Source organism: Actinacidiphila yeochonensis CN732, assembly GCF_000745345.1.
Classification (GTDB): domain Bacteria; phylum Actinomycetota; class Actinomycetes; order Streptomycetales; family Streptomycetaceae; genus Actinacidiphila; species Actinacidiphila yeochonensis.
Map to the genome: position 1 here is coordinate 3658118 of NZ_JQNR01000005.1, position 25013 is coordinate 3683130.

Annotated in this window: 16 protein-coding genes and 1 pseudogene; 8 read left to right on the forward strand and 9 right to left on the reverse strand. The window is 74.2% G+C overall.

Annotated features, from left to right (window positions below; genetic code table 11):
- Positions 1-2 precede the first annotated feature (2 nt).
- The 4 genes from BS72_RS26850 (at position 3) to BS72_RS26865 (ending at position 5653) form a co-directional block, all read left to right on the forward strand.
- Positions 3-959 carry a carbohydrate ABC transporter permease gene (locus BS72_RS26850; RefSeq protein WP_037914296.1) on the forward strand — a complete coding sequence of 319 codons (957 nt, stop codon included), beginning with the start codon at positions 3-5 and terminating at the stop codon, positions 957-959.
- Positions 960-1087: 128 nt separating this feature from the next.
- Positions 1088-2455 carry an ABC transporter substrate-binding protein gene (locus BS72_RS26855; protein ID WP_037914298.1) on the forward strand — a complete coding sequence of 456 codons (1368 nt, stop codon included), beginning with the start codon at positions 1088-1090 and terminating at the stop codon, positions 2453-2455.
- Positions 2456-2686: 231 nt separating this feature from the next.
- The gene (locus BS72_RS26860; RefSeq protein ID WP_037914300.1) at positions 2687-3679 is read left to right on the forward strand and encodes a LacI family DNA-binding transcriptional regulator; all 993 of its coding nucleotides are present in this window, start codon (positions 2687-2689) and stop codon (positions 3677-3679) included.
- Between the two features lie 225 nt (positions 3680-3904).
- On the forward strand, positions 3905-5653 hold the full coding sequence (locus BS72_RS26865) for a glycoside hydrolase family 35 protein (RefSeq protein WP_037914303.1): 1749 nt from the start codon (positions 3905-3907) through the stop codon (positions 5651-5653).
- Between the two features lie 75 nt (positions 5654-5728).
- Here BS72_RS26865 and BS72_RS26870 read toward each other — a convergent pair whose 3' ends face one another.
- Both BS72_RS26870 and BS72_RS26875 read right to left on the reverse strand, forming a co-directional pair.
- The gene (locus BS72_RS26870; RefSeq protein ID WP_107498899.1) at positions 5729-7267 is read right to left on the reverse strand and encodes a ricin-type beta-trefoil lectin domain protein; all 1539 of its coding nucleotides are present in this window, start codon (positions 7265-7267) and stop codon (positions 5729-5731) included.
- Between the two features lie 382 nt (positions 7268-7649).
- A complete protein-coding gene (locus tag BS72_RS26875) occupies positions 7650-10145 on the reverse strand; it encodes a glycoside hydrolase family 2 protein (RefSeq protein ID WP_051951756.1) in 2496 nt (831 codons plus the stop codon).
- 401 nt (positions 10146-10546) lie between these two features.
- Between BS72_RS26875 and BS72_RS26880 the strand changes: the two genes are divergently transcribed.
- Positions 10547-11020, forward strand: coding sequence for a carboxymuconolactone decarboxylase family protein (locus tag BS72_RS26880; protein WP_037914305.1), 474 nt, complete (start codon positions 10547-10549; stop codon positions 11018-11020).
- Positions 11021-11166: 146 nt separating this feature from the next.
- Here BS72_RS26880 and BS72_RS26885 read toward each other — a convergent pair whose 3' ends face one another.
- From BS72_RS26885 to BS72_RS39320, 4 genes are all read right to left on the reverse strand, one after another.
- The gene (locus tag BS72_RS26885; protein ID WP_037914307.1) at positions 11167-12762 is read right to left on the reverse strand and encodes a phytoene desaturase family protein; all 1596 of its coding nucleotides are present in this window, start codon (positions 12760-12762) and stop codon (positions 11167-11169) included.
- Positions 12759-13262 (reverse strand): SRPBCC family protein, encoded by a 504-nt coding sequence (locus tag BS72_RS26890; RefSeq protein WP_037914309.1) that lies wholly within the window; start codon positions 13260-13262, stop codon positions 12759-12761. Before BS72_RS26890 ends, BS72_RS26885 begins: the two co-directional genes overlap by 4 nt.
- 548 nt (positions 13263-13810) lie before the next feature.
- Positions 13811-14746: an NUDIX hydrolase gene (locus BS72_RS26895; RefSeq protein ID WP_037914311.1), complete on the reverse strand. Its 936-nt coding sequence runs from the start codon at positions 14744-14746 to the stop codon at positions 13811-13813.
- A gap of 230 nt (positions 14747-14976) precedes the next feature.
- Positions 14977-17418: a glycosyl hydrolase family 95 catalytic domain-containing protein gene (locus BS72_RS39320; protein ID WP_051951757.1), complete on the reverse strand. Its 2442-nt coding sequence runs from the start codon at positions 17416-17418 to the stop codon at positions 14977-14979.
- Positions 17419-18014: 596 nt separating this feature from the next.
- Between BS72_RS39320 and BS72_RS26905 the strand changes: the two genes are divergently transcribed.
- Together BS72_RS26905 and BS72_RS26910 are read left to right on the forward strand one after the other, a co-directional pair.
- Positions 18015-18797, forward strand: coding sequence for a helix-turn-helix domain-containing protein (locus tag BS72_RS26905; RefSeq protein ID WP_232792683.1), 783 nt, complete (start codon positions 18015-18017; stop codon positions 18795-18797).
- Positions 18794-19006, forward strand: coding sequence for a DUF397 domain-containing protein (locus BS72_RS26910; protein ID WP_037914315.1), 213 nt, complete (start codon positions 18794-18796; stop codon positions 19004-19006). The genes BS72_RS26905 and BS72_RS26910 overlap by 4 nt, the downstream gene beginning before the upstream one ends.
- A gap of 89 nt (positions 19007-19095) precedes the next feature.
- On the opposite strand, the gene BS72_RS26915 is transcribed toward BS72_RS26910, so the two are convergent.
- Positions 19096-22251 carry a glycoside hydrolase family 2 TIM barrel-domain containing protein gene (locus BS72_RS26915; protein WP_037914317.1) on the reverse strand — a complete coding sequence of 1052 codons (3156 nt, stop codon included), beginning with the start codon at positions 22249-22251 and terminating at the stop codon, positions 19096-19098.
- A gap of 726 nt (positions 22252-22977) precedes the next feature.
- Here BS72_RS26915 and BS72_RS26920 point away from each other — a divergent pair.
- Entirely contained in the window at positions 22978-23298 is a 321-nt protein-coding gene (locus BS72_RS26920) for a GatB/YqeY domain-containing protein (RefSeq protein WP_037914319.1), read from the forward strand.
- A gap of 28 nt (positions 23299-23326) precedes the next feature.
- Here the strand turns inward: BS72_RS26920 and BS72_RS26925 are convergent.
- Positions 23327-23799 (reverse strand): annotated as a pseudogene (locus BS72_RS26925) (MarR family winged helix-turn-helix transcriptional regulator); the annotation flags it as partial.
- A 297-nt stretch (positions 23800-24096) separates the two neighbouring features.
- Positions 24097-24864 carry an SDR family oxidoreductase gene (locus tag BS72_RS26930; protein WP_037914321.1) on the reverse strand — a complete coding sequence of 256 codons (768 nt, stop codon included), beginning with the start codon at positions 24862-24864 and terminating at the stop codon, positions 24097-24099.
- Positions 24865-25013 lie beyond the last annotated feature (149 nt).

The following is a 25013-nucleotide window of genomic DNA, read 5'->3' on the forward strand; positions in this document are numbered from 1 at the left end:
CGATGAGCGCTACCAGCCACGTCCCCGAGGCCGGCGCCCCCGCCGGAGCCCGCCAGGACGACGCGGCCCGTCCCGCCGTCCGGGCCGCCCGCCGCGTGCGCCGCCGTGAGCGGCGCCGGCCCCGCCGCAGCGTGCTGCTGACCGTGCTGACCGCACTGGTCTCGCTGTACGCCCTGCTGCCCCTGGTCTGGCTGCTGGTCAACGCGACCAAGACCCAGCCGAGGCTGCTCGACTCCTTCGGCCTGTGGTTCAGCGGCCGGTTCGCGCTGTGGGACAACATCCGCGAGACGTTCACCTACGACGACCACATCTTCGTGCGCTGGCTGCTCAACACCCTGCTGTACGTGGTGGCCGGGGCCGGCGGGGCGACGATCCTGGCGGCACTGGGCGGCTACGGGCTGGCCAAGTTCGACTTCGCCGGCCGGCGGGCCGTCTTCGCCCTGGTGATCGGCGCCGTCGCCGTCCCCAGTACGGCGCTGGCGGTGCCGACGTTCCTGATGTTCAGCAAGATCGGGCTGACCGACACCCCGTGGGCGGTGATCGTCCCCTCGCTGGTCTCGCCGTTCGGCCTCTACCTCATGTGGGTGTTCGCCGCCGAGGCTGTGCCGGACGAGATCCTGGAGGCCGCCCGCGTGGACGGCTCCGGCGAGCTGCGCACCTTCCTCCGGATCGGCCTGCCGCTGCTGGCGCCCGGCATCGTCACGGTACTGCTCTTCACCACCGTCCTGACCTGGAACAACTACTTCCTGCCGCTGATCATGATCAAGAACCCGCACTGGTATCCGCTGCCCCTGGGGCTGAACGCCTGGAACGAGCAGGCGTCCACGGTCGGCGGCCAGCCGGTGTTCAACCTGGTGGTCACCGGGGCGCTGCTGACCGTCGTCCCGCTGATGGCCGCCTTCCTGCTCCTCCAGCGCTACTGGCGGTCCGGCCTGGCCGCCGGAAGCGTCAAGGAGTGACCCGGCCCGCACCCTGCCACCGCTGACGCCCCGCCGCCCCGTACCCCGCCGGTGCCGCACGCGCGAGCACGAGCACGCACAAGGACCCCGTCCGCACCCGTCCACCACGCACAACGGAGTGACATGAGATGACGAACAAGGTACTGCGCCGCTGGGCGCGAGGCGCCGCGGTGGTCGCCGCGGCCGCCCTGGGACTGACGGCGTGCGGCTCCGGCGGCTCGGGCTCGGGCGGCTCCGGCTCCGGAGGGGGCTCCGCGAGCACGGCGAGTGGTGCGGACTCGGTGCGGGCGGCTCTCGCCAAGGGCGGCTCGATCACCGTCTGGGCATGGGAGCCCACCCTGAAGCAGGTGGTGGCCGACTTCCAGACGAAGTACCCGAAGGTACACGTCAACCTGGTCAACGCCGGGACCGGCAACGACCAGTACACCGCGCTGCAGAACGCCGTGCAGGCCGGCAAGGGCGTGCCCGACGTCGCCCAGATCGAGTACTACGCGCTGAGCCAGTTCGCGCTGGGCAAGTCGGTGGTGGACCTGAGCCGGTTCGGGGCGAAGTCGCTGGAGAAGACGTACTCGCCCGGGCCGTGGAACTCCGTGGACATCGACGGCGGCGTCTACGGACTGCCCATGGACTCCGGCCCGATGGCGCTGTTCTACAACAAGAAGGTCTTCGACACGTACAAGCTGCCGGTGCCCACCACCTGGGACCAGTACCTCGACGACGCCCGCAGACTGCACAAGGCGGACCCGAAGGCGTACATCACCAGTGACACCGGCGACGCGGGCATGACCACCAGCCTGATCTGGCAGGCCGGGGGCAAGCCGTACACGGTGGACGGGACGAAGGTCTCGGTCGGCTTCGGGAGCGACTCCGGCACGGCCGCCTACACCAAGGTGTGGCAGCAGCTCATCTCCGAGAAGCTGCTCGCGCCGGTGCCCGGCTGGAGCGACCAGTGGTACAAGGGGCTGGGCGACGGCACGATCGCCACCCTGGCGACCGGCGCCTGGATGCCCGCCAACTTCAGCTCCGGCGTCAAGGGCGCCTCCGGTGACTGGCGGGTGGCCCCGCTCCCGCAGTGGCAGGCGGGCGCGACGGCCAGCGCGGAGAACGGCGGCAGCTCGCTGGCCGTGATGAAGGCCGGCAGCCACCAGCAACTCGCCTACGCCTTCCTCCAGTACGCCGACCAGGGCGCCGGCGTGCAGACCCGGATCAAGGGCGGGGCCTTCCCGGCGACCACCGCCGACCTCGACTCCCAGGCGTTCCTGGACACGAAGTTCCCCTACTTCGGCGGCCAGCAGGCGAACCAGATCTTCTCCGCGTCAGCCAAGAACGTGCTGCCCGGCTGGTCCTACCTGCCCTACCAGGTCTACGCGAACTCCGTCTTCCACGACACCGTCGGCAAGGCCTACGTGTCCGGGACCCCATTGTCCAGCGGCCTGAAGGCGTGGCAGGACCAGTCCCTCAGCTACGGCAGGCAACAGGGCTTCAGCGTGGGCTGATCCCGGGCTCGGCGACCCCGGCGGCGGGGCGGGACCCGTGCTCCCCGCCACCTAGACTCTCGGCAGGCCACCATCCGGCCGAACACGTGCGAGGTGCGAGCAGCAGTGGGCAGCAGCGATACGGCCGGCGCGGCGGGCCGAGGCGACCCGGACGTCCCGGCCCCCAGGGCCTCCGCGGCGGATCGTGGCGCTCCGGCCTCCCCGGCCGGCCGTCGCAGGCGGGGCGCGTCCATGGCGGACGTCGCCCGGCTCGCCGGCGTGTCCGCGCAGACCGTCTCCCGCGTCTCCAACGGCTACGCCGGCGTGGTGGAGTCCACCCGGGAGCAGGTGCTCACGGCCATGAAGGAGCTCGGCTACCGGCCCAACAGCGCGGCGCGGGCGCTGAAGAGCGGCGAGTTCCACACCATCGGCGTGATCATGTTCAACCTGTCCACCACCGGCAACACCCGCACGATCGAGGCCGTCGCGACCTCCGCGGCGGTCGAGGGGTACGCCACGACGCTGCTGCCCGTGGCGGTGCCCACCCAGGACAGCGTGCGCGGGGCGTTCACCCGGCTGGGTGAGCTGGCGGTGGACGGCATCGTGATCCTCATGGAGGTCCACCTGCTGGACGCCGCCACGGTGGCGCTGCCGCCCAACGCGCACGTGGTCGTCGCCGACTCCAACGCCGGGGACCGCTACTGCGTGGTCGACACCGACCAGGTCGGCGGCGCCCGCGCGGCGGTGGAGCACCTGCTGGGCCTGGGGCACCGCACGGTGTGGCACCTGGCCGGACCGGCCGACTCGTTCTCCGCCGAGCGCCGGGTGGAGACCTGGCGGGCGGTCCTGCGGGAGGAGGGCCGGGAGGTGCCGGCGCCGCTGCGCGGGGACTGGTCGGCGGACTCCGGCTACCGGGCCGGGCTGCTGCTGGCCGAGGAGCCGGACTGCACGGCGGTGTTCGTCGCCAACGACCAGATGGCGCTCGGCGTGCTGCGGGCCCTGCACGAGCGGGGCCGGCGGGTGCCGGAGGACGTCAGCGTGGTGGGCTTCGACGACATACCGGAGGCGTCGTCGTTCCTGCCGCCGCTGACCACCGTGCACCAGGACTTCTCCGAGGTCGGCCGCCGGTGCGTCGACGGCGTGCTGCGCCAGATCCGCAACAACCAGGAGGAGACCGGCACCCACCTGGTGCCCACCCGGCTGGTGGTGCGCGCGAGCACCGCGCCGCCGCGCACCGCCCCCTGACGTGCGGCGCCGCACCGCAACCGCCTCCGGCGGCGCGGCGCCGCACCGGCCCCGGCGTCCGCGCTCGGCGGGGACCGCCTCGTCGACCGCTCTGGGCACCGTCTCGGCGACCATTTGACACGGAAGGCGGCCGGCCGGCCCGCGGGAGGACGCGCGTATCGCCGATGATTGCGCAAACACCCGCCGATCGGACCACCGCCCACTTGGGAGAACAGGCAGAACACCATGTCCGAACTGCTGATCGGCACCGACGGCTTCCTCCTGGACGGCGAGCCGTTCCGGGTCGTCTCCGGGGCGCTGCACTACTTCCGCGTCCACCCGGACCACTGGCGCGACCGGCTCGGCAAGGCCCGGGGCATGGGGCTGAACACGGTCGACACCTACATCCCGTGGAACCTCCACGAGCCCTCGCCCGGCAGCCTGCGCCTGGACGGCGGCCTCGACCTGCCGCGCTTCCTGGACCTCGCGGCCGAGGCGGGCCTGCACGTGCTGCTGCGCCCGGGGCCGTACATCTGCGGCGAGTGGGAGGGCGGCGGACTGCCCTCGTGGCTGCTGGCCGAGCCCGACATCCGGCTGCGCAGCACCGACCCGCGCTTCCTGGACGCGGTCGACGGCTACCTCGCGGCGCTGCTGCCGCGGCTGGCGCCGTACCTGGCCACGCGCGGCGGCCCGGTGGTCGCGGTGCAGGTCGAGAACGAGTACGGCGCCTACGGCGACGACACCGGATACCTGGAGCACCTGGCCGGGACGCTGCGCCGGAACGGCGTCGACGTGCCGCTGTTCACCTGCGACCAGCCCGCCGACCTGGCCCGCGGCAGCCTGCCCGGGGCGCTGGCCACCGTGAACTTCGGCCGCGGCGCCGTCCGCAACCTGGCGCGCCTGCGCGAGCACCAGCCGCACGGCCCGCTGCTGGTCACCGAGTTCTGGAACGGCTGGTTCAACCGGTGGGGCGGGGTGCACGTCACCCGCCCGGCCGAGGACGCGGCGGCGGAGCTGGACGCGGTGCTGGCCGCCGGCGCCGGCGTCAGCTTCTACATGTTCCACGGCGGCACCAACTTCGGCTTCACCAACGGCGCCAACGACAAGCACACCTACCGTCCCACCATCACCTCCTACGACTACGACGCGCCGCTGGACGAGGCGGGCGACCCCACACCGAAGTACGCGGCCTTCCGCGAGGTGATCGCCCGCTACGAGCCGGTGCCGGACACGCCGCTGCCCGAGCCGTCGAAGAAGCTGAACGTGCTCGACGTCCGGCTGCCCGACAGCGCGCCCCTGCTCGACGCCGCGCCCCTGCTCGCCGCCGCGCGGGAGGCCGACCGGCCGCTGGGCATGGAGGAGTTGGGGCAGGACTTCGGGTTCGTGCTGTACTCGGCCGTGCTGCCGCAGGCCGGGCCCGTCCACCTGGTGGTGGAGCGGGTCGCCGACCGGGCGCAGGTGTTCGTCGACCGGCAGCCGGTGGGCGTCCTGGAGCGGGAGAACCACCACAGCGCGCTCACCTTCACCGCGCCCACCGCCGGCGCCCGGCTGGACCTGCTGGTGGAGAACCAGGGGCGGGTCAACTACGGCCCCGGCATCCACGACCGCAAGGGCGTCCTCGGGGAGGTCCGCGCCAACGGCCGGCCGCTCGCCCGGTGGACCAGCCGCCCGCTGGACCTCGCCACCCTCGAACCCCTGGCCTTCCAGCCGACGGTCGCCCCGCCGACCGGCCCGGCCTTCCACCGCGGCGTGCTCACGCTGGAGGAGCCCGCCGACACCTACCTCGACCTGGCCGGCTGGACCAAGGGCAACGCCTGGATCAACGGCTTCCACCTCGGCCGCCACTGGTCGCGCGGCCCCCAGCAGCGGCTCTACGTGCCGGGCCCGGTGCTGCGGGCCGGCGCGAACGAGATCGTCGTCCTCGAACTGCACGCCACCGCCCGCGCGTCGGTGGACCTGCGCGACACCCCCGCCCTCGGGCCGACGGAGGAGTGAGCCCGCCGGCGGGGGAGGTGCCCGGCGCCGGGGCGCGCCGGGCACCTGTCCGTGCCCTTCACCCGGAGGGAGGTGTCAGCCCCGGGACCACTTCTGGTGGGAGCCGCCGTTGCAGGTGTAGATGTCGATCTTCGTGCCGTCGGCGGTGCCGGCGCCGGCGGCGTCCAGGCAGAGCCCGGAGTGGACGTTGGTGACGGTGCCGTCGGCGTTGACGCTCCACTTCTGGTTGTCGCCGCCGTTGCAGGTGTAGATGTCGACGACCGTCCCCGCCGAGGTGCCCTGCTGGTACGCGTCCAGGCAGGTGCCGGTGCCGTACACGGTGAGCTGCCCGGACGGGGTGAGCGTCCACTGCTGGTTGGAGCCGCCGTTGCAGTCGTACAGCTCCTCCTGCGTGCCGTTGGTGTGCGAGGCGCCCGGGACGTCGAGGCAGCGGCCCGAGGCGGTGCCCTTGACCGCGGTGGTCGCCTTCGCGGCCGAGACGGACGTGCCGCCGCCCCACGCGTACTCCAGCCGGTCCACGCCGGTGGGGTCGTTGCTGGTGAGGTAGAGGGCGGTGCCGCTGCCGTGCAGGGTCTCCATCGAGTAGGTGTCGCCGTTGCGCAGGCCCGGCCAGTAGACGGTGCCGACACCGAGGCCGCGGGCGGTGTCGGTGGCGGCTTCGACGAAGGCGGTGAAGTTGTCCGCGGTGCTGGGGCCGTCGTAGTTCTCGCCGGTGGTCATCGGGGCGCCGAACTCGTCCATCACGGTGCGGGAGGCGCACGACCCGATGGACGCCTTCAGCTGCGCCACCCATCCGGCGTAGTCGCGGGTGGCCCAGAAACCGTAGTCGTGCAGGGCGAGCAGGGTGCCGGACAGGCGGCTGTCGGCGCACTCGGCGGTGACGTCGGAGTCGTAGCCGGTGCCGCTGACGAGGACGCGGCCCTTCGGGACCGACGGGTAGGTGCTCAGCCAGGACGCGGCCAGGTCGGTCCAGTCGGTGGCGCTGTAGCCGTGCGGTTCGTTCATCGGCTCGAAGTAGACCAGGCTGTCGCCCCCGTACTTGGCGGTGATGGTGCTCCACATCGACCACCAGGCGGTGGTGTTGTCCACCAGGCCGTCCTCGGAGGAGGTGCCCTCCCAGTAGCCGAGGACGACGCTGAAGCCGAGGTCGGTGGCGGCGTCGATCGCCCCGGTGTAGGAGTTCCACCAGGCGGTGCCGACGGAGGCCGGGTTGACCGGCAGCCGCACGGTGTTGGCGCCGAGGTCGGCGCGGAAGCCGGTGAGGACGGCCTTGGCCTTGGCGTAGGTGGTCGCGTAGCTGTCCGAGGTGGACAGGCCGGAGGGGACGACGGCGCCGTCGGCGAAGTTGTCGTCGGGATCGGCCCAGTTGACGCCGTGGAACTGCGAGGTGCCGGCGGCGGCGGCCCTCGGCGCGGCGGCGCGGGCGGGGCGGTGGCGGCGGCGGTCGTGGCGAGCGCGGCGGTCAGGGCGAGCGCCGCGCCGGCGGCGAGCAGCCGCAGGCCGCGGACGGCGCGGAACCGTCCGGGCGACGTACCCGGCAGATGGGACACGGTGGCTCCTTGCGGGGGTGGGGGAGGGGAGAGCCGTTCCGCGGGCCGGGCGATGGTTGCGCAAACATCACCGGCGCCGCGGAAACGTGTGTGCTGGTGTCGGAGTGTGCTGGGCCCTGTCGGGACCGTCAAGGCGTCGCGCGGGTACGGCTGTCGACCGGCTCTCGCTCGTGCCTCTCCCGGCACGGTGTGCCCAGCTCGCCGCCCTGGCACGAGCCCTCGCGGCGCGCGGGCCCTCGCGGCGTCGGACGAAAGAGCCGCGTAGGCCCACTGCGAGGCTTTGTCGGCCGCCTTGCGACGACCCGCGCCGGCGCACCTCGCCACCGGGCAGCCCCTGCCGGTCGCGGTACCAGCCGCCCCGCACGCCGCGGCAGGCCCGAGGCGGGCCGGACAGGGTGCCCGGCGCACCCGGGCGGGGTGCCGCTCACCCCGCCCGGCGCGCGGGGTCACCGCGCCTGTTCGCCGACCTCCGTCGCCGGGCGGCGAGCCGCAGCCGTGTTGACGCAGGCCAGCGCCGACGGGAGGGCCTCCGCCGCCGAACCGTCCCAGCCGGTGACCGTCACGGTCGCGGACTCGCCGGGGAGCAGCGTCACCAGGCCGCGGTCGGCGCGCGCGTCGGGGTGGAGGCGGTCGGGCCGCAGGAGCAGGTCGCGCAGGAGCGAGTGCGCGGTGACGGTGACCCGGGCGCCCCCGGCGGCCGGCTCCACCCGCGTGCTCATCTCCGGGACCGGGTAGGCGAACTCGTCGTCGCGCACCGCGAAGTGGGTCGCCCGCAGGCCGTCCGCGTCCACCACCAGGAACTCCCGCTCCGGAGCGGCCAGGCGGCCCACCCGCTCCGGCAGGTCGAGGAGGACGACGCTACGGGCGCCCGCCTCGAACGGCAGCTGGAGCTGCGCCAGTTCCGCCCCCGAGACGTCGAACCGGCGGACCAGCGCGGTGCCGTTCCAGGGCTCGGCGGCCTGGTTGACCAGGGCGGCCACCAGGCGCCCGGCGCGCTCCTGCACGGTCACCAGCCGGTCGGCGTAGAGGCGTTTGAGTTCGTGGTAGAGCGGCTTCTCCCGCTCGTCGCCGTCGATCGCGGCCCAGGAGGTCACCGGCCAGCAGTCGTTGAGCTGCCAGACGATGGTGCCCGCGCAGCGCGGCCAGTGCGAGCGCCAGTGCTCGACGCCGGTGGCCACCGCGCGGGCCTGGTTGACCTGGGTGAGGTAGTGCCAGGTGTCGAAGTCCGCCGGCACCGGGAAGTGGTGGGCCAGGCCGCGCTCCAGCTTGCCGTTGCCGTCCTCGGCCTTCTGGTGGTGGAGCATGCCCGGAGAGTCGGGGGTCAGCGGCCGGTCCGTGACGGAGCGGACGACCGTCGCGTACGCCGGCGGGGCCTGCCAGCCGAACTCGGCGACGAACCGCGGCACGTCGTCGCGGTAGGCGGTGTAGTCCAGCCGGTTCCACACCTCCCACGAGTGGGCGGTGCCGTGGCCCGGGTCGTTGGGGTGCAGCTCGCGGGAGCCGGACCAGGGGCTGCCCGCCCAGTACGGCCGGGTGGGGTCGGTCTCGGCGACGACGCGGGGCAGCAGGTCCAGGTAGTAGCCCTCGCCCCAGGAGGCTCCGTCCAGCTCCGGCGCCCAGCCCCAGTCGCGGAAGCCCCACAGGTTCTCGTTGTTGCCGTTCCACAGCACCAGCGACGCGTGCGGCATGAGCCGCACCACGTTCTCCCGGGCCTCCGCCGCGACCTCCGAGCGCAGCGGCTCCTCCTCGGGGTAGGCGGCGCAGGCGAACAGGAAGTCCTGCCACACCATCAGCCCGAGCTCGTCGCAGACGTCGTAGAAGGCGGCGTCCTCGTAGATCCCGCCGCCCCACACCCGCACCAGGTCCACGCCCGCCGCCGCGGCCTGCTCCAGTCGGCGCCGGTAGCGGGCCGCGCCGATCCGCGACGGGAACACGTCGTCGGGAATCCAGTTCACCCCGCGCACGAACAGCCGTACCCCGTTGACCACCAGGGTGAAGGCGCTGCCGTGCTCGTCGGCGGCGGTGTCCAGCTCGACGGTGCGGAAGCCGACGCGCCGCTCCCACCGGTCGAGCGGGCCGTCGCCGCCGGCGAGTTCCACGGCGCACGCGTACAGGTGCTGCCCGCCGTGGCCGCGCGGCCACCACAGCTCGACGTCCGGCACCTCCACCTCGACCACGGCCGAGTCCGTGCCCGGCGGCAGCTCGGCCTCCGCGGTCCGGCCCGCCACGGCGACGGTCAGCCGCAACGGCCGCTCCCGCCCGCCCGCCGTCCGCTCCACCACGACGTGCGCGCGCACCCGGCCGGTACCGCCGTCGCCGACGGTCACCTCCGGGCGGACCTCGGCGAGCCGCGCGGTGGACCACTCCTCCAACCTGACCTCGCGCCATATGCCGGCGGTCACCAGGGTCGGGCCCCAGTCCCAGCCGAACGAGCAGGCCATCTTCCGGACGAAGTTGAACGGTTCCGGGTACGCGTTCGGCCGCGGCCCGAGCGCCGCCCGCACCGCCTCGGCCTCCTCGTACGCGGAGGTGAACGCCACCGACAGCGGCACGCCGGCGGCGTCTGCCTGCCCGGTGACGTCGAACCGGTAGGCGCGGTGCATGTTGCGCGTCGTTCCCAGGACGGTGTCCCCGAGCCGGATCTCCGCCACCGTGTCCAGCCCGTCGAAGACCAGGTCGGCCCGTTCGTGCCCGCCGCTCGGTGCGGGAAGCTCCGTGTCGTAGCGCCAGTCGGCGCGGCCGACCCAGGCGACCCGCGTCTCGTTGCGGTCCAGGAACGGGTCCGGGATCAGCCCGGCGGCCAGCAGGTCGGTGTGCACGCAGCCCGGCACCGTCGCGGGCACGCCCGGCCCGGCCAGCGCCTCCGGCGCCTGCGGCGGGCGGGTCCTTGAGGCGTCGAGGTGCAGGGTCCAGCTGCGGGTGAGCGGGGTGCTGGCCTTCATACGGTCTCCGTAGGTCATGAGGTGGCCGGCCCGGACGGGCGCGGCGGTGCGGACGGACGCGAGAGGTGCGGCGGGTCCAGCGCTCCGGCGGACCGCGGCGGGGGCGGGCACGACGGGAGGTGGCGCCGACCCGCGGGAGCCTCCGCGCTGATGGCCGATGCCGTCCGGGGAGCGGTGCCGCGGCTCCCGGCGATCATGTTCGTGTCGGCCATGCGTCCCAGTATGAGGAGCCACGCCGCAGGTGTGACCGGGCCGTTGGCGGTCTTGCGCGGCCTCCTCCACGCCGGGTCGGGACCCCGTCCGCCGACGGGTGACGCGCGTCACATCCGCGCCGTGTCACACCGCGCCGGGCTACGGGGTCATACCCGTACAGGCACGGATACGGCAGAGGAGCCTCAGCCATGGACGCTCGTTTGAACTTCGTCGGTGACAAGAACACCGCCACCGTCGTCAAGCACTTCGTCGCCGCCAACGCGGCGATCACGGCATCGGGACTGCCCGAGGCGACGCAGGAGCTGGTGAAGATCCGCGCCAGCCAGATCAACGGCTGCGGCTTCTGCCTCGACATGCACACCAAGGACGCCGCGGCGGCCGGGGAGACCCCCTTGCGCCTCAACCTGGTCGCCGCCTGGCGGGAGGCCACCGTCTTCACCGAGGCCGAGCGCGCCGCCCTGGAGCTGGCCGAACAGGGCACCCGCATCGCCGACGCGGCCGGCGGCGTCACGGACGAGGCGTGGGCGAACGCCGCCAAGCACTACGACGAGGGGCAGCTCGCCGGACTGGTCTCCCTCATCGGGATCATCAACGCGTTCAACCGCATGAACGTGATCACCCGCCAGCCCGCCGGCAGCTACCAGCCGGGCCGGTTCGCCTGACCGACAGGCCCCGGACCGGCCGTACCCGGGTGGAGAGGAGGGGGCCCCACCCGGGTACGGGGCCGGCTCCGGGCCACGGCCGCGACAGCGCGGGTCGGAGAGGGACGTCAGGGAAGCGTCGCCGCACCGTACCGGGCCGCGACGGCTCAGCGGTCGCGGTGGGACCAGCGGACGGCGGTGCGGACGAGGCCGCCGCGCAGCGCGGCGCGGGCGGCGTTGGCCCCGGGGGCGCCGTGCACGCCGCCGCCGGGGTGGGCGGAGGCGGAGGCGAGGTAGAGGCCGGCGACGGGGGTCTCGGGGCGGCCCAGGCCGGGGGTGGGGCGGAAGAACAGCTGCTGGTGGAGGGCGGTGGTGCCGCCGTTGATCGCGCCGCCGGCGAGGTTCGCGTCCTTCGCCTCCAGGGTGGTCGGCGCCAGGATGCGGCGGCCGCGCACCAGCGCGCGGAAACCGGGGGCGTACCGCTCGATCCGGGCCTCCAGCCGGTCGGCCATGACCTGCTGCTCGTGCGGGTCCCAGCTGCCGGTGAGCCCGTCCGGGCCCGCGTCGCCCCTGGTCTCCTGCGGTACGTGCGTGTAGGCCCACGCCGACTCGGTGCCGGCGGGGGAGCGGCTGGGGTCGGCGGTGGTCATCTGGCCGAGGAGCGCGAACGGGCGGTCGGGCACGTGCCGGGTGGCGAGCTGCGCGGCGAACCGGGTGAGGTCGTCCACGCTGTCGGCCAGGTGGACGGTGCCGGCCGAGGCCGCCGGTTCGGCCGTCCACGGCACCGGGCCGTCCAGCGCCCAGTCGACCTTGAACGTGGAGAAGTCCCACTGGAAGCCGCGCCGCAGGTCGGCCAGGAGCCGGCCGGGAAGGTGCTCGGCGCCCACCAGCCGGGTGAAGAGGTCGGGCGCGGACACGTCGGCGAGGACGGCCCGGCGCGCCGGCACCTCCTCACCGCGGGCCGTACGCACCCCGACCGCGCGCCCGCCGCGCACCACGACCTCGGTCACCGCCTGCCCGCACCGGACCGCGCCGCCCAGGCGTTCGAGCCGCCGCGTCAGGGCGCCCGACAGCGACGACGCGCCGCCGACCGGCACCGGGAACCCGTGCGCCTGGGCGAGCATGGACATCACCCAGCCGAAGCCGCCGCCGACGGCCGACTCCGGCGAAAGGTCGGCGTGCAGCGCGTTCCCCGCCAGCAGCAGCCGGCCGCCCTCCCCGGCGAACCGCTCCTCGCCCAGCCGCCGGGCCGGCAGCAGCAGGTCGCGCACCAGCCGCAGTCCGCCGCCCGCCCGCAGCCGGGCGGCCAGCCGCAGCCCGGCCCGGACCGGCGGGACGGGCGAGAACAGGCAGCCCAGCAGTTCGGCGCCGACGCCGTCCCACGTCTCGCACAGCTCCCGCCAGGCCGCGCCGTCGCCGTCCCCGAAACCCTCCAGGTTCTCCTCGGTCCGCGCGCGGTCCCGGTCCAGCACCACGCACCGGCCGTCGGGCAGCGGGTGGGCCAGCACGGCCGGCGCGTGGCTCCAGCGCAGGCCCTCGCGGTCCAGCCGCAGGTCCGCCAGGACGGGGGAGGCGGCGGCCAGCGGGTAGAACGCGCTGAACACGTCGCTGACGAACGCCGGGTCCACCCCGTGGTCGCTGCGGACGGCACCGCCCGGATCGCCCTGCTCCTCCAGCACCTCCACCCGCCAGCCGGCGTCGGCGAGGATGTTCGCCGCCACCAGGCCGTTCGGGCCCGAGCCGATGACCACGGCGTCCGTCATGAGCGCTCCTCCTCGGCCGTCCGGCGCCCCACGGCCTCAGGGCTCCGGCCGGGGCGGCGCGGGGGCGCGGACTCCTCGGCCACGGCGGCCAGCCGGCCGAGCATCGTGCGGTGCCTGAGCTGGATGAAGGAGTCGAGGACGAAGTTGTGCAGGGTCCCCGCGGTGCCGCGCAGCGGGTGCTCGTCGAGGACGGCGAGGCACTCGTGCTCGCCCCACGAGCGCAGCTCGACGGCGATCCGGGCGGTGCCGAGCGGGCCGCTGTCCGCCTCCAGCTCGATCGCCTCGGCGGGCTGCGAGCGCCGCACCACCGTCCGGCCGTGCCCCCGCCACGGCCCGAACCGCACCTCGTACCGGAGGTCCGCGCCCACCGCCGGCCACTCCCCCCGGCCCACGCTGGAGTCGAAGACCCCCACGACCCAGTCGCTGTAGCGGTCGGGGTCGGCGAGCACCGCCCACACCTGGTCGGGATTCCGCCCGATGAGCTGGTGACGTACGGCCATCGCTCCTCCGGTCGCCGAACCCCGGGCCGCCGCACCCGCTGTCCGTTACAGCGTAAGGAGGCATGCCCCGCCCCGCCTGTCGGCGGCCGCGGGCGGACCCGGCGCGGGCGGTGAAGCGGTGCGGTCCGTGCCGGGACGGACGGTACGGGCCAGGTCATCCGCGCAGGTGGGACGGCGTCTCGGTGGACGGCCACGCGGCCCCCTGGGCGGTCCCGGCGGGGGCCGGCGCGGCGTCCGGGCCCCCATCACCACCACGGAGCGGAGCGGAGTGGACCGGGCCCGCCGCCGACCGCCGTGTTCGACGAGGCCCGCGTGGGCCGCGCGAGAACCCGCGCCCGCCGTCGCGGAGCACCTCCGGCAGACTCGCCGGACGGGCACGGGTGGCGGGCTTGAGCTGCCGGCGCCGCCGGCCCCGCGGCGCGCGCCGGCGACGGGGAACGCGCGTCTCGCGGGGCTCTCCACCCCGGTGGGCCCGGTGGCCAGGTGGCCCGCCCGACGGCAGGGACACCGTGGGGCCGTGCGGCCGTCGGATCAGCGGCCTGCCGTGCTCAACTCCCCCAGCCCGTCTCGGAGTACGGTTCGCCCGCCGCGATGCAGGCGAGGGCGGCGCGGGTGTAGGGGACGAGGTCGCCGGGGAGGGCGTCCCGCGGCCAGAACCGCCAGGCGGTGCAGCGGTCGGGCTCCAGGACGCGCGGGGTGCCGCTCCAGCGGGTGGGCGCGAAGAAGAACTGGAGGCGCGGGCGGGAACCGCCCGGGTCGAGCACGTGGGCGGTGTGGACCAGGCGGAGGTCCGCCGGGTCGATGCGCAGCCCGGCCTCCTCGGCCGCCTCGCGGGCCACGCAGGCGCGCACCGACTCCGACTCGCAGTGCCCGCCCAGGGCGTGCCAGGTGGACGGGGCGAAGTCGCAGGACGGGTGGCGCAGGCCCAGCAGTACCGCGCCGTCCCGTTCGAGGTGGAGGTGGCCGCCGACGACGCTGGGCACGGCACCGCTGCCGGACGGGCGCGGCGGGCGCGGGGGGTGCGGCACGGTGGGGACGGAACCGGGCCCCGGTGCCGCGGGAAGTACCGGACGGGTCCGCTCGTACTGTGCGAGGCACTCGCGGGAACCGGGGGCCATCGACAGGTACGGCAGCGTCGCCGCGTCGAAGAAGTGGAACATGATGCCCTCGGTGACGTGCAGCGCCGACGGGTCGCCGTCCCAGAAGCCGGTGAAGGTGCGCACCAGGCCGTGCTGGCCGGGCCCGGTGGCGAACGGGACCAGCCCGGGCACCACCAGGCCCGCCTCTTCCAGGAGTTCGCGGGCGATCGTCTGCTCCGGCTCCTCCCCGGGCTCGATCCCGCCCCCGGGCAGCGCCCACACCCCCGGCTGCCAGATGTCCTTGTTGGCGTCGCGCAGGTGCAGCAGGTACTGGCCGCGGGAGTTGACCAGCAGGGCGTCGACCGCGGTGACGGAGTCGCTGCGGGCGGGCGGTTCGGACGTCAAGGCCCCTCCAGGGACGGACGGTGCTGGGGTTGCTGACGGTCAGGGCGCGGACTCCGCGCCGGAGTCGATCTGTTGCCGACGGTAGCCGGTTCCGAGCGCCCGGGCCCCGCGAACCCCGTTCCCGGGGCCGCGCGGTCCGGCACATGACCCTGAACGTCGCTGTCCTCCGCGTCAGTTGGCGAAGGACGCCGCCGTCAGCTCCACGGGACCGGCGGACAGGTCGACCTGGGTCACGCGCCCCGGTACACCACCGTGTGGGGCCCGTCGGCGCCCGCGTGGAGCGCGGACAGCCGCACCGACACCAGCTCCGCGCCATCGGAACCGCCTTCGCGCCACTCGACGTCCACCCGCACCCCGGGGCGGGCCACGAGGCCGGTGACCCGGGCCGGGGCGAACCGGGCGGGCACCGACGGAAGCAGCTCGATCCGGCCGAGGTGGCTCTGCACCAGGCACTCGGCGACGGCCGCCACGTAGCCGAGGTTCGCGTCGATCTGGAACGGCGGGTGGGCCGCGAACAGGTTCGGGTAGAGGCCGCCCGACCACGGGCCCCGCTCGGTCGCCATGTCCCGGAAGAGCAGCGCCAGCAGCCGGCCGACCGCGTCCGGCTGCCGCAACCGGGCGCGGAGCGCCAGCCGCCACGCCAGCGACCAGCCTGTCGACTCGTCCCCGCGCAGGTCGAGGCTGCGCGCGGCGCCCCGCAGCACCTCCTCCGGCAGCTCCGTCCGGCCAGGGAAGACCGGGTGGAGGTGCGACTGGTGGCGGTGGTGCGGGTCGTCGGCCGCCGGGTCGTCCGCCCACTCCACCAGCGCGCCGTCCCGGCCCTGGCGCGGCCCGGGCAGCCGGGGCAGGGCCCGCGCGGCCCGCGCCGCCACCTCGTCGCCGGCCAGGCCCAGCCGGCCCGCCAGGGCCACCAGGTCGGAGAGCAGCTCCGCGCTGAGCGCCAGGTCCATCGCCGAGGACCGCGCCACCGAGGCGGTACGCCCGTCCGCCGTCAGGTAGGAGTTCTCCGGCGACGTGGAGGGCGCCGTACCCAGCCGGCCGTCCTCCTCCCCTTCCGGCACCAGCCAGTCCAGCAGGAACTCCGCCGCCGAGCGCGCCAGCGGCCACACCGTCTCCCGGGCGAACGCCTCCGGGTCGGCGGCCGAGCGCCCCCCGAAGGACAGGTGGTCCTGGAGCTGCCCCACCAGCCAGGCCCCCGCGAACGGCCAGAACGCCCACTTCGGGTCGTCGTTCCCGGCCCCCACCGGCTGGGAGTACGCCCACACGTCGGTGTTGTGGTGCGCGACCCAGCCGCGGGCCCCGTACAGCCGCCGGGCGGTCCGTGCCCCGGTGCGGCTGAGGGCGCCGACGAGATCGACCAGCGGCGGCAGCACCTCGGGCAGGTCGGCGGTGTCGGCGGCCCAGTAGTTCATCTGGAGGTTGATGTTGGCGGTGTAGTTGGAGCTCCACGGCGGGCGCATCTCGCCGTTCCAGATGCCCTGGAGGTTCGCCGGGGTGCCGCCCCGGCGGGAGCAGGAGATCAGCAGGTAGCGGCCGTAGTGGAAGAGCAGCGGCGCCAGTGCCGGGTCGGCGGCGAGGGCGTCCCCGGCCGCGTTGGCGCGGGTCAGCCGCTCGTCGGTCGGAAGCGCCTCGACGGTCGGAATCGTCGTGTCGGTCGGGAGCGTCGTGTCGGTCGGAGGTGTCCCGTCGGTCGGCAACGGTCCCGCCGGGTCGGCCGGTTGCCAGCTCACCCGCCGGTACAGCGCCCGGTGGTCGGCGAGTTGGCGGCGCCGCACCTCGTCCGGCCCGCTCGCCAGGGCAGTCCGAACCCGCTCGCGGGCGCGGGCCGAGGCGGCGTGCTCGTCGCCCCGCGGCGGCAGCCCGACACCCTCGAACGTGGTGGCCGTGGCGATCACCGCCGCCACCCGGGTGGCCCCCCGCAGCACCACCGTGCCGGGCTCCGTGCCCGGCGCGGCGAGCCCGTCGTGGGCGACGCCGACCACCACCGCCCCGCGCAGCGCCGCGCCCTCGCGGCCGTCCCAGCGCAGCGTTTCGGGTGCGCCCTGGAAGGGCGGGGCGACGTCGCTGGGCAGCTGGAGCAGCAGCCCCGCCTCGGCGGGCGCGCGGTCGTCCGTCCCCGTGCCGAAGCCGCCGAGCACCCGCAGCGGGGAGGTCAGTGCCAGCGTCACGTCCACCGGGCCGGAGGCGGTGACGCGGTGGACCAGCACCCGGTCCGGGTGGCTGGCGAACGAGGCGGCCGTCACCGCCGTACCGCCGTGGCGGTAGCGGACCGTGTGGGTCGCCGCGTCCAGGTCCAGGACCCGCTCGTACCCCTCGAACGGGCCGTTCGCGCCGCTCGTACCCGGCACCTCCACCCGCACGCCGACCTCCGCGAACGGCAGGAACGTCTGGCTCCACCGGTGCTGGAGCCGGCGCACCGCCGCGTCGGCCGCGGGCCCGTCGCCCCGGCCCAGCGCGGCGCGGGCGTCGGCGAGCGCGGCCCGGGCCCGCTCCGCGCTGACGACCGGCGGCAGCGCCTCGTTCCCGGGGCCGCCCGACCACGCGGCGCCGTCGTTGAGGAGGACGCGTTCGGCGCCGGGTATGCCGTAAAGCATCGCGCCCTGGAGGCCGTTGCCGATCGGCAGCGCCTCGGTCCACTGGTCGGCCGGCCGTCTGTACCGCAGAGTGTGCACCTGTGCTCCTGGGAGGTCGTGGGCCGCGTCCGCCGGGCTGTCCGGCGGCCCGCCTGTCCGTCTGTCCGACGGCCCCTGTGGGCTGGGAGGACACCGGCTGGTGCGGGCCGGACGGCGCCGCGGCGGGTCAGTCTGCCGTGGTGCCCCGGGCCGCGCAACGGCCGCCGGCGGGCAGGCCCGGCGGGCCCCCTCGGGCAGCCGGGCGGACTCACGGCCACCTGGGATGACGGACAGTCAAAAAAACTCACCGGCCCACGGCCTGGCCCGCGGCGTGGCATCATCGGGCCCTACCCCCACGGCCAGGCCGAACGTCCCCCGTTTCCGACGCCTGACGCGCCCGAGTGCGCAGGGGGCCGCGAAACCCCTCCTTCGGATGACGTTCGGTCACTTTGCCCATGTGGCGGCGTGGGCGGTCCTAATCTGTACGCCTCCGAAAACACCAGTACGGTATGTGGCGGTGTGCATACGCACCGTTCGAAAGGCGGGGGGTGCGTGTGGACGGCAGCACGGAGCCGAGGCTTCCGCGGGGGCCTGTGGTGGGGGGCTACGACGGCCCCCGTTGGGACTCCACCGGTGAGGACGACTCCAGCGGCGTCATGCGGGCGGTCGGCCGCATGATCAAGGCGTGGCGCGAGGAGGCCGGTATGACCCAGACGGAGTTGGGCGCGGCCATCGGCTACGGCGAGGAGATGGTCTCCAAGGTCGAACGGGGAATCCGCGTCCCGAAGTCGGAGTTCCTGGACAACGCGGATCGCGTCCTCAACGCGGGCGGCAAGCTCGCCATGCTGAAGCCGGACGTCAAGGAGGCCCGCTACCCCAAGAGGGTCCGCGACGTGGCGAAGCTGGAGGCCGATTCGGTCGAGTTGGGCGCGTATGTCAACACGGTCGTCCAGGGCCTCCTGCAGACCGAGGAGTACGCGCTCGCCAACTTCCGTGAACGACGTCCCAGCTACAGCGAGGACGAGCTCGAAGGGCTCATGGCCGCGTGGATGTCCAGGCTGACGATCTTCGAGCGGCGGCCCGCGCCACTGATGACCTTCGTCCAGGACGAGGTCACCCTGCGGCGGCCGATCGGGGGCAGAGCGGTGCTGCGCCGTCAACTGGAGCACCTGCTGGAGGTCGCCAGGCTGCCGTGCGTCGAGATCCAGGTGATGCCGACGGAGACGGAGGAACACGCCGGCCTGGGGGGTTCGTTGCGGGTGCTGAAGCTGATGGACGGCTCGGCCGTCGCACGGGACGAGGTCTCGCTCACCGCGCGTCTGATCACGGATCCGCGCGAGGTCCAGATCATCGAGATGCGGTACGGCCTGATCCGGGCGCAGGCCCTCACCCCGCGCGAGTCGATGGCCTTCATCGAGAAACTGCGGGGAGCGCTGTGACCCTCAAGCCCTCCACCGGTGGAGATGCCGTACTGGCCTGGACGAAGAGCAGCTACAGCACCAACGACGGCGGGGACTGCGTCGAGGCGGCGACGGTGCCGAGCACCGTCCTGGTGCGGGACTCGAAGGACCCCGAGGGTCCGCACCTGACGGTGACGGTCGAGGCGTGGACGTCGTTCGTGGCCTTCGCGGCAGCCGCGGAGGTCTGAACCGGGCGGCCCACACGGGCTGTCGGCCCGGCCCGGAAGGAACCCCTCTCCCGGACCGAGCCGTCGCGCCGTCGCCGCGCGAACCCGCCTCAGCCCGCGGTGATCGCGGTGATGCGCTGTGCGCCCGCCGCCGTGCCCGGCCCCGCGCTCACCAGGTCCAGCCTGAACCGCGCGGCGTGCACGGGGGAGAAGGTGACGGCGGTGGGCGTGCCGCTCGCCGTCGCCCAGGCCACCTGCTGGTCGCGCACCGCCACCCAGCGGTCCCTGTCCCAGTACGAGACGGTGACCGACGCGGGCAGGGAGTGCGTGGCGTCCACGGTGAAGGTGGCGGAGAGGGTGCCCACCGTGCGCGCCTGGCCCCAGTCGACCGAGATCCAGTCCCCCGTCCTGGCGCCGTTGAAGGCGGGCAGCAGGGCCGTCGCGCTCTTGTTGAAGGCGTTGGACCAGCCGGTCGACGGGTCGCCGTCGAGCACCGCCGCCGGGAGGGTGGTCGGGGAGCCGGAGTAGCTGGCGTCCGCCACCGGGTAGGCCACCGCGCCGGGGCCCGGGCCCGGGGCGAGCCGGACGGGAGCGGTGGTGGCGACCGGGCCGTCCGCCTCGGCGGTGTGGACCGTCACCGTCCCCGGGTGGAGCCCGGCCGCCGTCGCGGTGACGGTGAGCCGGCCTGCGGCCGTCCCGGTGCGCACGATGGCGAGCGCCTTGCCGTGGAAGGTGGTGCGGGTGGTGGCCTGGTAGCGCTCACCGCTCTCCTGCTGGCCGTTGTCGACGCCCGCGAGCGAACCGCCCGCGACGGCGAACGTCAGCAGCTCGGCCGCGTCCGGCAGCACCACGCCCCGGGCGTCGACCACTTCGGCCGTCACGTACACGAGGGAGTCGCCGTCCGCCGGGGCCGTACCCCGGTCCGCGGTCAGCCGCACCGCGCGCGCCTCACCGGCCGTCCGCAGCGTGTCCGTCGCCACCGTCCGGCCGCCCTCGCGCGCCACGGCCTTCAACTCGCCCGGCTGGAAGGGGACCTGCCAGGTGAGGTGGAGCTTGCCGGCGCTGCCGTTCGGGCTGGTGTAACTGCCCGGGTAGGGGCCGCCGGTGACCGTCTTGTCGTCGCCGGTCGGCTCCGTGGTCTCCAGGTAGGAGCGGCCGTCCGCGGTCGTCTTCCGGTCGAACGTCCGCACCCCCAGCGACCTCCCGTTGAGGTAGAGCTCCACGCTCTCCACGTTGGCGTACGCCCACACCTCGACGGTCTCGCCCGGCTGGTGGCCGGTCCAGTCCATCGGCAGCAGGTGCACCATGGGTTCGTCGGACCACTGGCTGCGGAAGAGCCAGTACATGTCCTTGGGGAAGCCCGCGGTGTCCACCGCGCCGAAGAACGACGCCTTGACCGGGAAGACGTTGTACGGCGTCGGCTCGCCGATGTAGTCGGTGCCCGACCACAGGAACTGGCCCGCGAAGAACCGCCGGTCGCGGTCCTTCTTCAGCCCGTACTCGCCGCTGATCGTCCACGACGCGAGGTTGTTGTCGAAGCTGGAGGTGGCGCGCTTGCCCGGGGTGTAGTTCTCACCGGTGTTGAGGGCCTGCGGCTGCTGGTAGGTGCCGCGCGAGGAGGTCTCCGAGGACGACTCGGACTCGAAGAGGAACAGGTGCGGGTAGCGCGCGTGCAGGGCGTCGACGGAGGCCGCGGTGTTGTAGTTGAGGCCGAGGCCGTCGAGCTTGGCGAGCATCAGGTCGGCCGGGGAGCCGACCGCCGGCAGGCCGCGGTACTTGTCCGAACCGATCACCACCGGCCGGCTGGCGTCCACCGACTTCACCGTGCTGATCAGCCGGTCGGCGATGGTCAGGCCGAGGGAGCTGGTGGAGTCCGGGATCTCGTTGCCGATCGACCACATCAGCACGGCGGGGGAGTTGCGGTTGGCGAGCACCATCTCGGTGATGTCCGCGCCGCTGTCCGCGTCGAAGTACAGGTGGTAGTCGTACGTGGTCTTGCCCGTGTGCCAGCAGTCGAACGCCTCCACCATCATCACCACGCCCAACTCCTCGCAGACCTGCCGCATCTCCGGCGAGGGCGGGTTGTGCGAGGTGCGGAAGGCGTTGACGCCCATCGACTTCATGACGGCCATCTGCCGCCGCACCGCGTCGGAGTGGATCGCCGAGCCCAGCGCGCCCTGGTCGTGGTGCAGGTCCACGCCCCGCAGCTTGGTGTGGCGGCCGTTGACGGTCAGGCCCAGGTCCGGGTCCACGCTCATCCAGCGGAAGCCGAAGCCGGTGGTGTACGAGTCGGCGGCGCGGCCGCCGACCGCCACGTCGGCGACGAGGGTGTAGCGGTTCTCCGGGGTGTCCGGCGACCACAGCTCCGGGCGGTCGACGCGCAGGTCGAACGCGGCGGTGTGCGCGTCCGTGCCGGCCGGCAGCTGCACGGCCGTCCTGGACCGGGCCGCCTGGCGGCCGTCGCGGTCCAGCACGGTGGCGGTGACGGTCGCGGAGGCGGCGGCGCCGCTCTCGTTGAGCACCGACACCTCGGCGTGCGCGGTGCCGTACCCCTTGCCGACGGTGTCCGCCAGCCCCGGCGTGGTGACGTAGGCGCCCCAACGGGCCACGTGGACGGGGTCGGTGACCACCAGGCGGGCGTTGCGGTAGATGCCGCTGCCCGAGTACCAGCGGCTGCTGGGCAGTTGGTTGCGGACCAGGACGGCGAGCACGTCCGGGGTGCGGCCGTCGGTGTGGACCAGGTCGGTGACGTCGTAGGCGAAGCCGGTGTAGCCGTAGGCGTGGTTGCCCAGCAGGGTGCCGTTGCAGTAGACGTCGGAGTCCATGTAGACGCCGTCGAACTCCACGGAGATCCGACGTCCGGCCGCCGCCTTCGGCAGTGTGAACTCCCGCCGGTACCAGCCGAGTCCGCCCGGCAGGAAGCCGGTGCCGCTGGACGTGCCGCCGGAAGCGGTCGGGGTCTGCTCGATGCTCCAGTCGTGCGGCACCCGCACGGTGCGCCAGCGGGAGTCGTCGAAGCCGGGGTCGGCCGCGTCGGCGTAGGCGCCCGTCGGGTCGGTGACGCCGGCCGCGTTGACCAGGGCGAACCGCCAGCCGTCGGCGAGCGGGATCGAACGGGGGACGCTGCCCGACGGCTGCTCCCGCTCCTCCGGGTGCCCGGGGGCCGCGGCTGCGGTTCCGGTGAGCCCGGGGAGGACGGGCACCATCGCGGCGCCTGCCGCGCTCGCCGCACCTGCCGCCAGGAGTGATCTGCGGTCGACCGACACGGGGGACCTCCTTGGTCCGAGACATGCGGGGCCGGGTGCCCGCAGTGACAGCGCGAGGCACCACAACTGATCAGCAGCAAACAGATCCGATCAATCGCCCACGGATTCTTTCAGCACGCTCCCGCGCGGGGTCAAGGGTCGCGTCACGCCCCGCTCGCCCGCCCCGCGCGCCGCGAGGGTTCGATCGGGACGACTCGGGCGCGTGCCGATCGCGACGCGGGAGCGGCGGCGCTGGTTACGGGTGGGGACAGAGGGGTGTGTGTGGCGATCGGAATTTCTGGAAGCGGAATTCTGGCGAATCTGCCCGGGTGGGCGACCGGGTGCGCCGCGGGAGGGGAGCCGGGGGGTGATGTGTCTGGAGGTGCTGATGGTGTCCGTGTGGTGAACGGAAGTTCCGTCGATGGAATTCTGCTGGGCGCTCCGGCTGCGACGGCGCCGTTCGAGCGGTGACGCCAGCGGTGACACCAGTGGTGCCACTGGTGTCCGTGTGGCGATGGAAAGTTCCACGGACGGAATTCTGCCGACGTAGGGGGCGGTCGGCGCCGGACGTTGTCCACGTACCTGGCCGCCTGATCGCCGTACCCATGAGGCAGGAGACCGTCTGAGGAGCGCGACGATGGGCAGCGCCGACGGCACACCGATAACACGTTGTGGTTGCGGAGGCCCAGCCGTAGGGTCGCCCGCATGTCTCTACGCCTTCGTATGCGTCAGGCGCTGCCAGAAGCGATGCGCGTCCGCGACAAGGTCGCGGTGGGTGCCCTGCGCGCGGCGCTCGCCGCCGTGGACAACGCGGAGGCGGTGCCCGTCGGCGGAGCCGAACTCCGCGGCCTGGCGCTGGAGCAGTCGCCGGTCGGTGCGGGTGCCACCGAAGCGGTGCGACGCGAGCTGAGCGAGCGAGCCGTGGCGGATGTCGTGCGCGCCGAGGTCGCCGAGCGACGTGAGGCCGCGGCGCAGTTGTCCGCTCTCGGACAGGCCGACCGGGCTGAACGGCTGCTTGAGGAGGCCGCCGTGCTGCTCCGTTTCCTCGACGGTCCCGGCGCCGCGTAGGACTCCGGGCGCCAGGACGCACCCCGCGACGCGGTGGGGCGAGGCGGTTCAGCCAGGTCGTGAGGAGGGCCTCCAGGGCGTGCGCCTCGCCCGGGGGGAACGCGGCGTCGAGCAGCCGCCTTTCGCTGTGCACGTGGTCGGTGAACGCGCGGTCGAAGAGCTCGCGGCCCCCGGGGCGAGGACGACGACGCGGCCGCGGCCGTCGCTCTCCGCGCGCCGCCGGGTGACGAGCGCGCCCCGCTCCAGGCGGTCGATCCGCTTGACCATGGCCCCGGTGGTGACCATGGTGTGCGCGGCCAGTTCGCCCGGCGCCCGCTCGTACGGTTCTCCGGCCCGGCGCCGTGCGGCGGGTACGTCGAACTCGCCCTCGCTGAGGCCGTAGCGCGGGGAGACCAGGCACAACTGCTCGGTGAGCAGCCCCGCGACGCGGTGCGGCCGTCCGATGACCCCGCGCGGGGCGACGTCGAGATCGGGACGCTCACGGGACCACGCGGCCTGGATGCCGGCGAGGTGGTCGGCCTGACTTGCCTGCTCAACCCGCCACCGGCGTCCTCCTCGGCACCGCCGTCGCCCACGCACCCTTCGTCTTCCGGCAGCCGGCCGGCCTCCCGCTGGTCCTGGCCGGTGTCCTGCTCGGTCGCCCGAGGCCGGCCCCCAAGGTGCCGGCCCGGACGTCCGCCCCTCCCCACGGCGCCCCGCGCCGTGGGGAGCGCCGGGCCCGGGCGCCGCGGCGACCACAGCGGGTAGGAGCGGTCCGGGTCCGCGGGGGGTGAGGGGCCGGCCGTCGACCAGGCCGCTTCACCAGGGCAGCGGACCCTCCGCGCTGAAGAACCCGGCGGTCGGCCCGTCATCGCCGAGCGTGGCCAGCCGCACCAGGACCGCCGCGCCCTGCCGGATCGTGAGGAACCCCGTGTGGTTGTTGCTGTCCGTGTCGACGAAGCCGGGCGCCGCCGCGTTGACGAGGACGCCCTCCTTCCGCAGCTCGTTCGCGTACTGCACGGTCAGCGCGGTCAGCGCGGACTTGGACGGCGAGTACGCCGCCGAGGGCAGCAGCGCCGCCATCGGTCCGTTCGGGTCGGCGGTCAGGGCCAGCGAGGCGGCGTGGCTGCTGACGTTGACGATGCGCGGCGCCGGGGAACGCCGTAGCAGCGGCAGCATGGCGTTGGTCACCGCGATCACCCCGAAGACGTTGGTCTCGAACACCCGCCGGACCATGTCCAGGTCGACAGTGCTGGGGACCTGGTCGTGGGCGTCCTGCGGCGAGACCTGGCCGGAGCCGCTGATGCCGGCGTTGTTGACCAGGACGTCGAGGTGGTCGAAGCGCTCCTCGACGAGCCGCGCGGCCTGCCGCACGCTCGCCCGGTCGGTGACGTCCAGGGTGACCGCGTGCGCGTCGCCGCCCGCCGCCCGCAGCGCCGCGGCGGTGTCCTCGCCGCGCGTCGCGTCCCTGGCGCCGACCAGCACCGTGAAGCCCAGCTCCGCGAGCTGTTCGGCGGCCCCCCGGCCGATCCCCTTGTTCGCGCCGGTGACCAGGGCGATCTTCCGGTACGTGCTCTGCTCGGTCATGACCCGCTCCCTGCGGTGGAGGAGGTTTCTCGGAACCCCGTCGGTGCTTCCCGGAAACCCGTCGTCACCTTCCGAGACGAGACAGCCCGGCCGGTTGTGACATCGACCCGTCCCGGTGGGCGTGAACGGCACCGCGGCCCGAAGGGCGC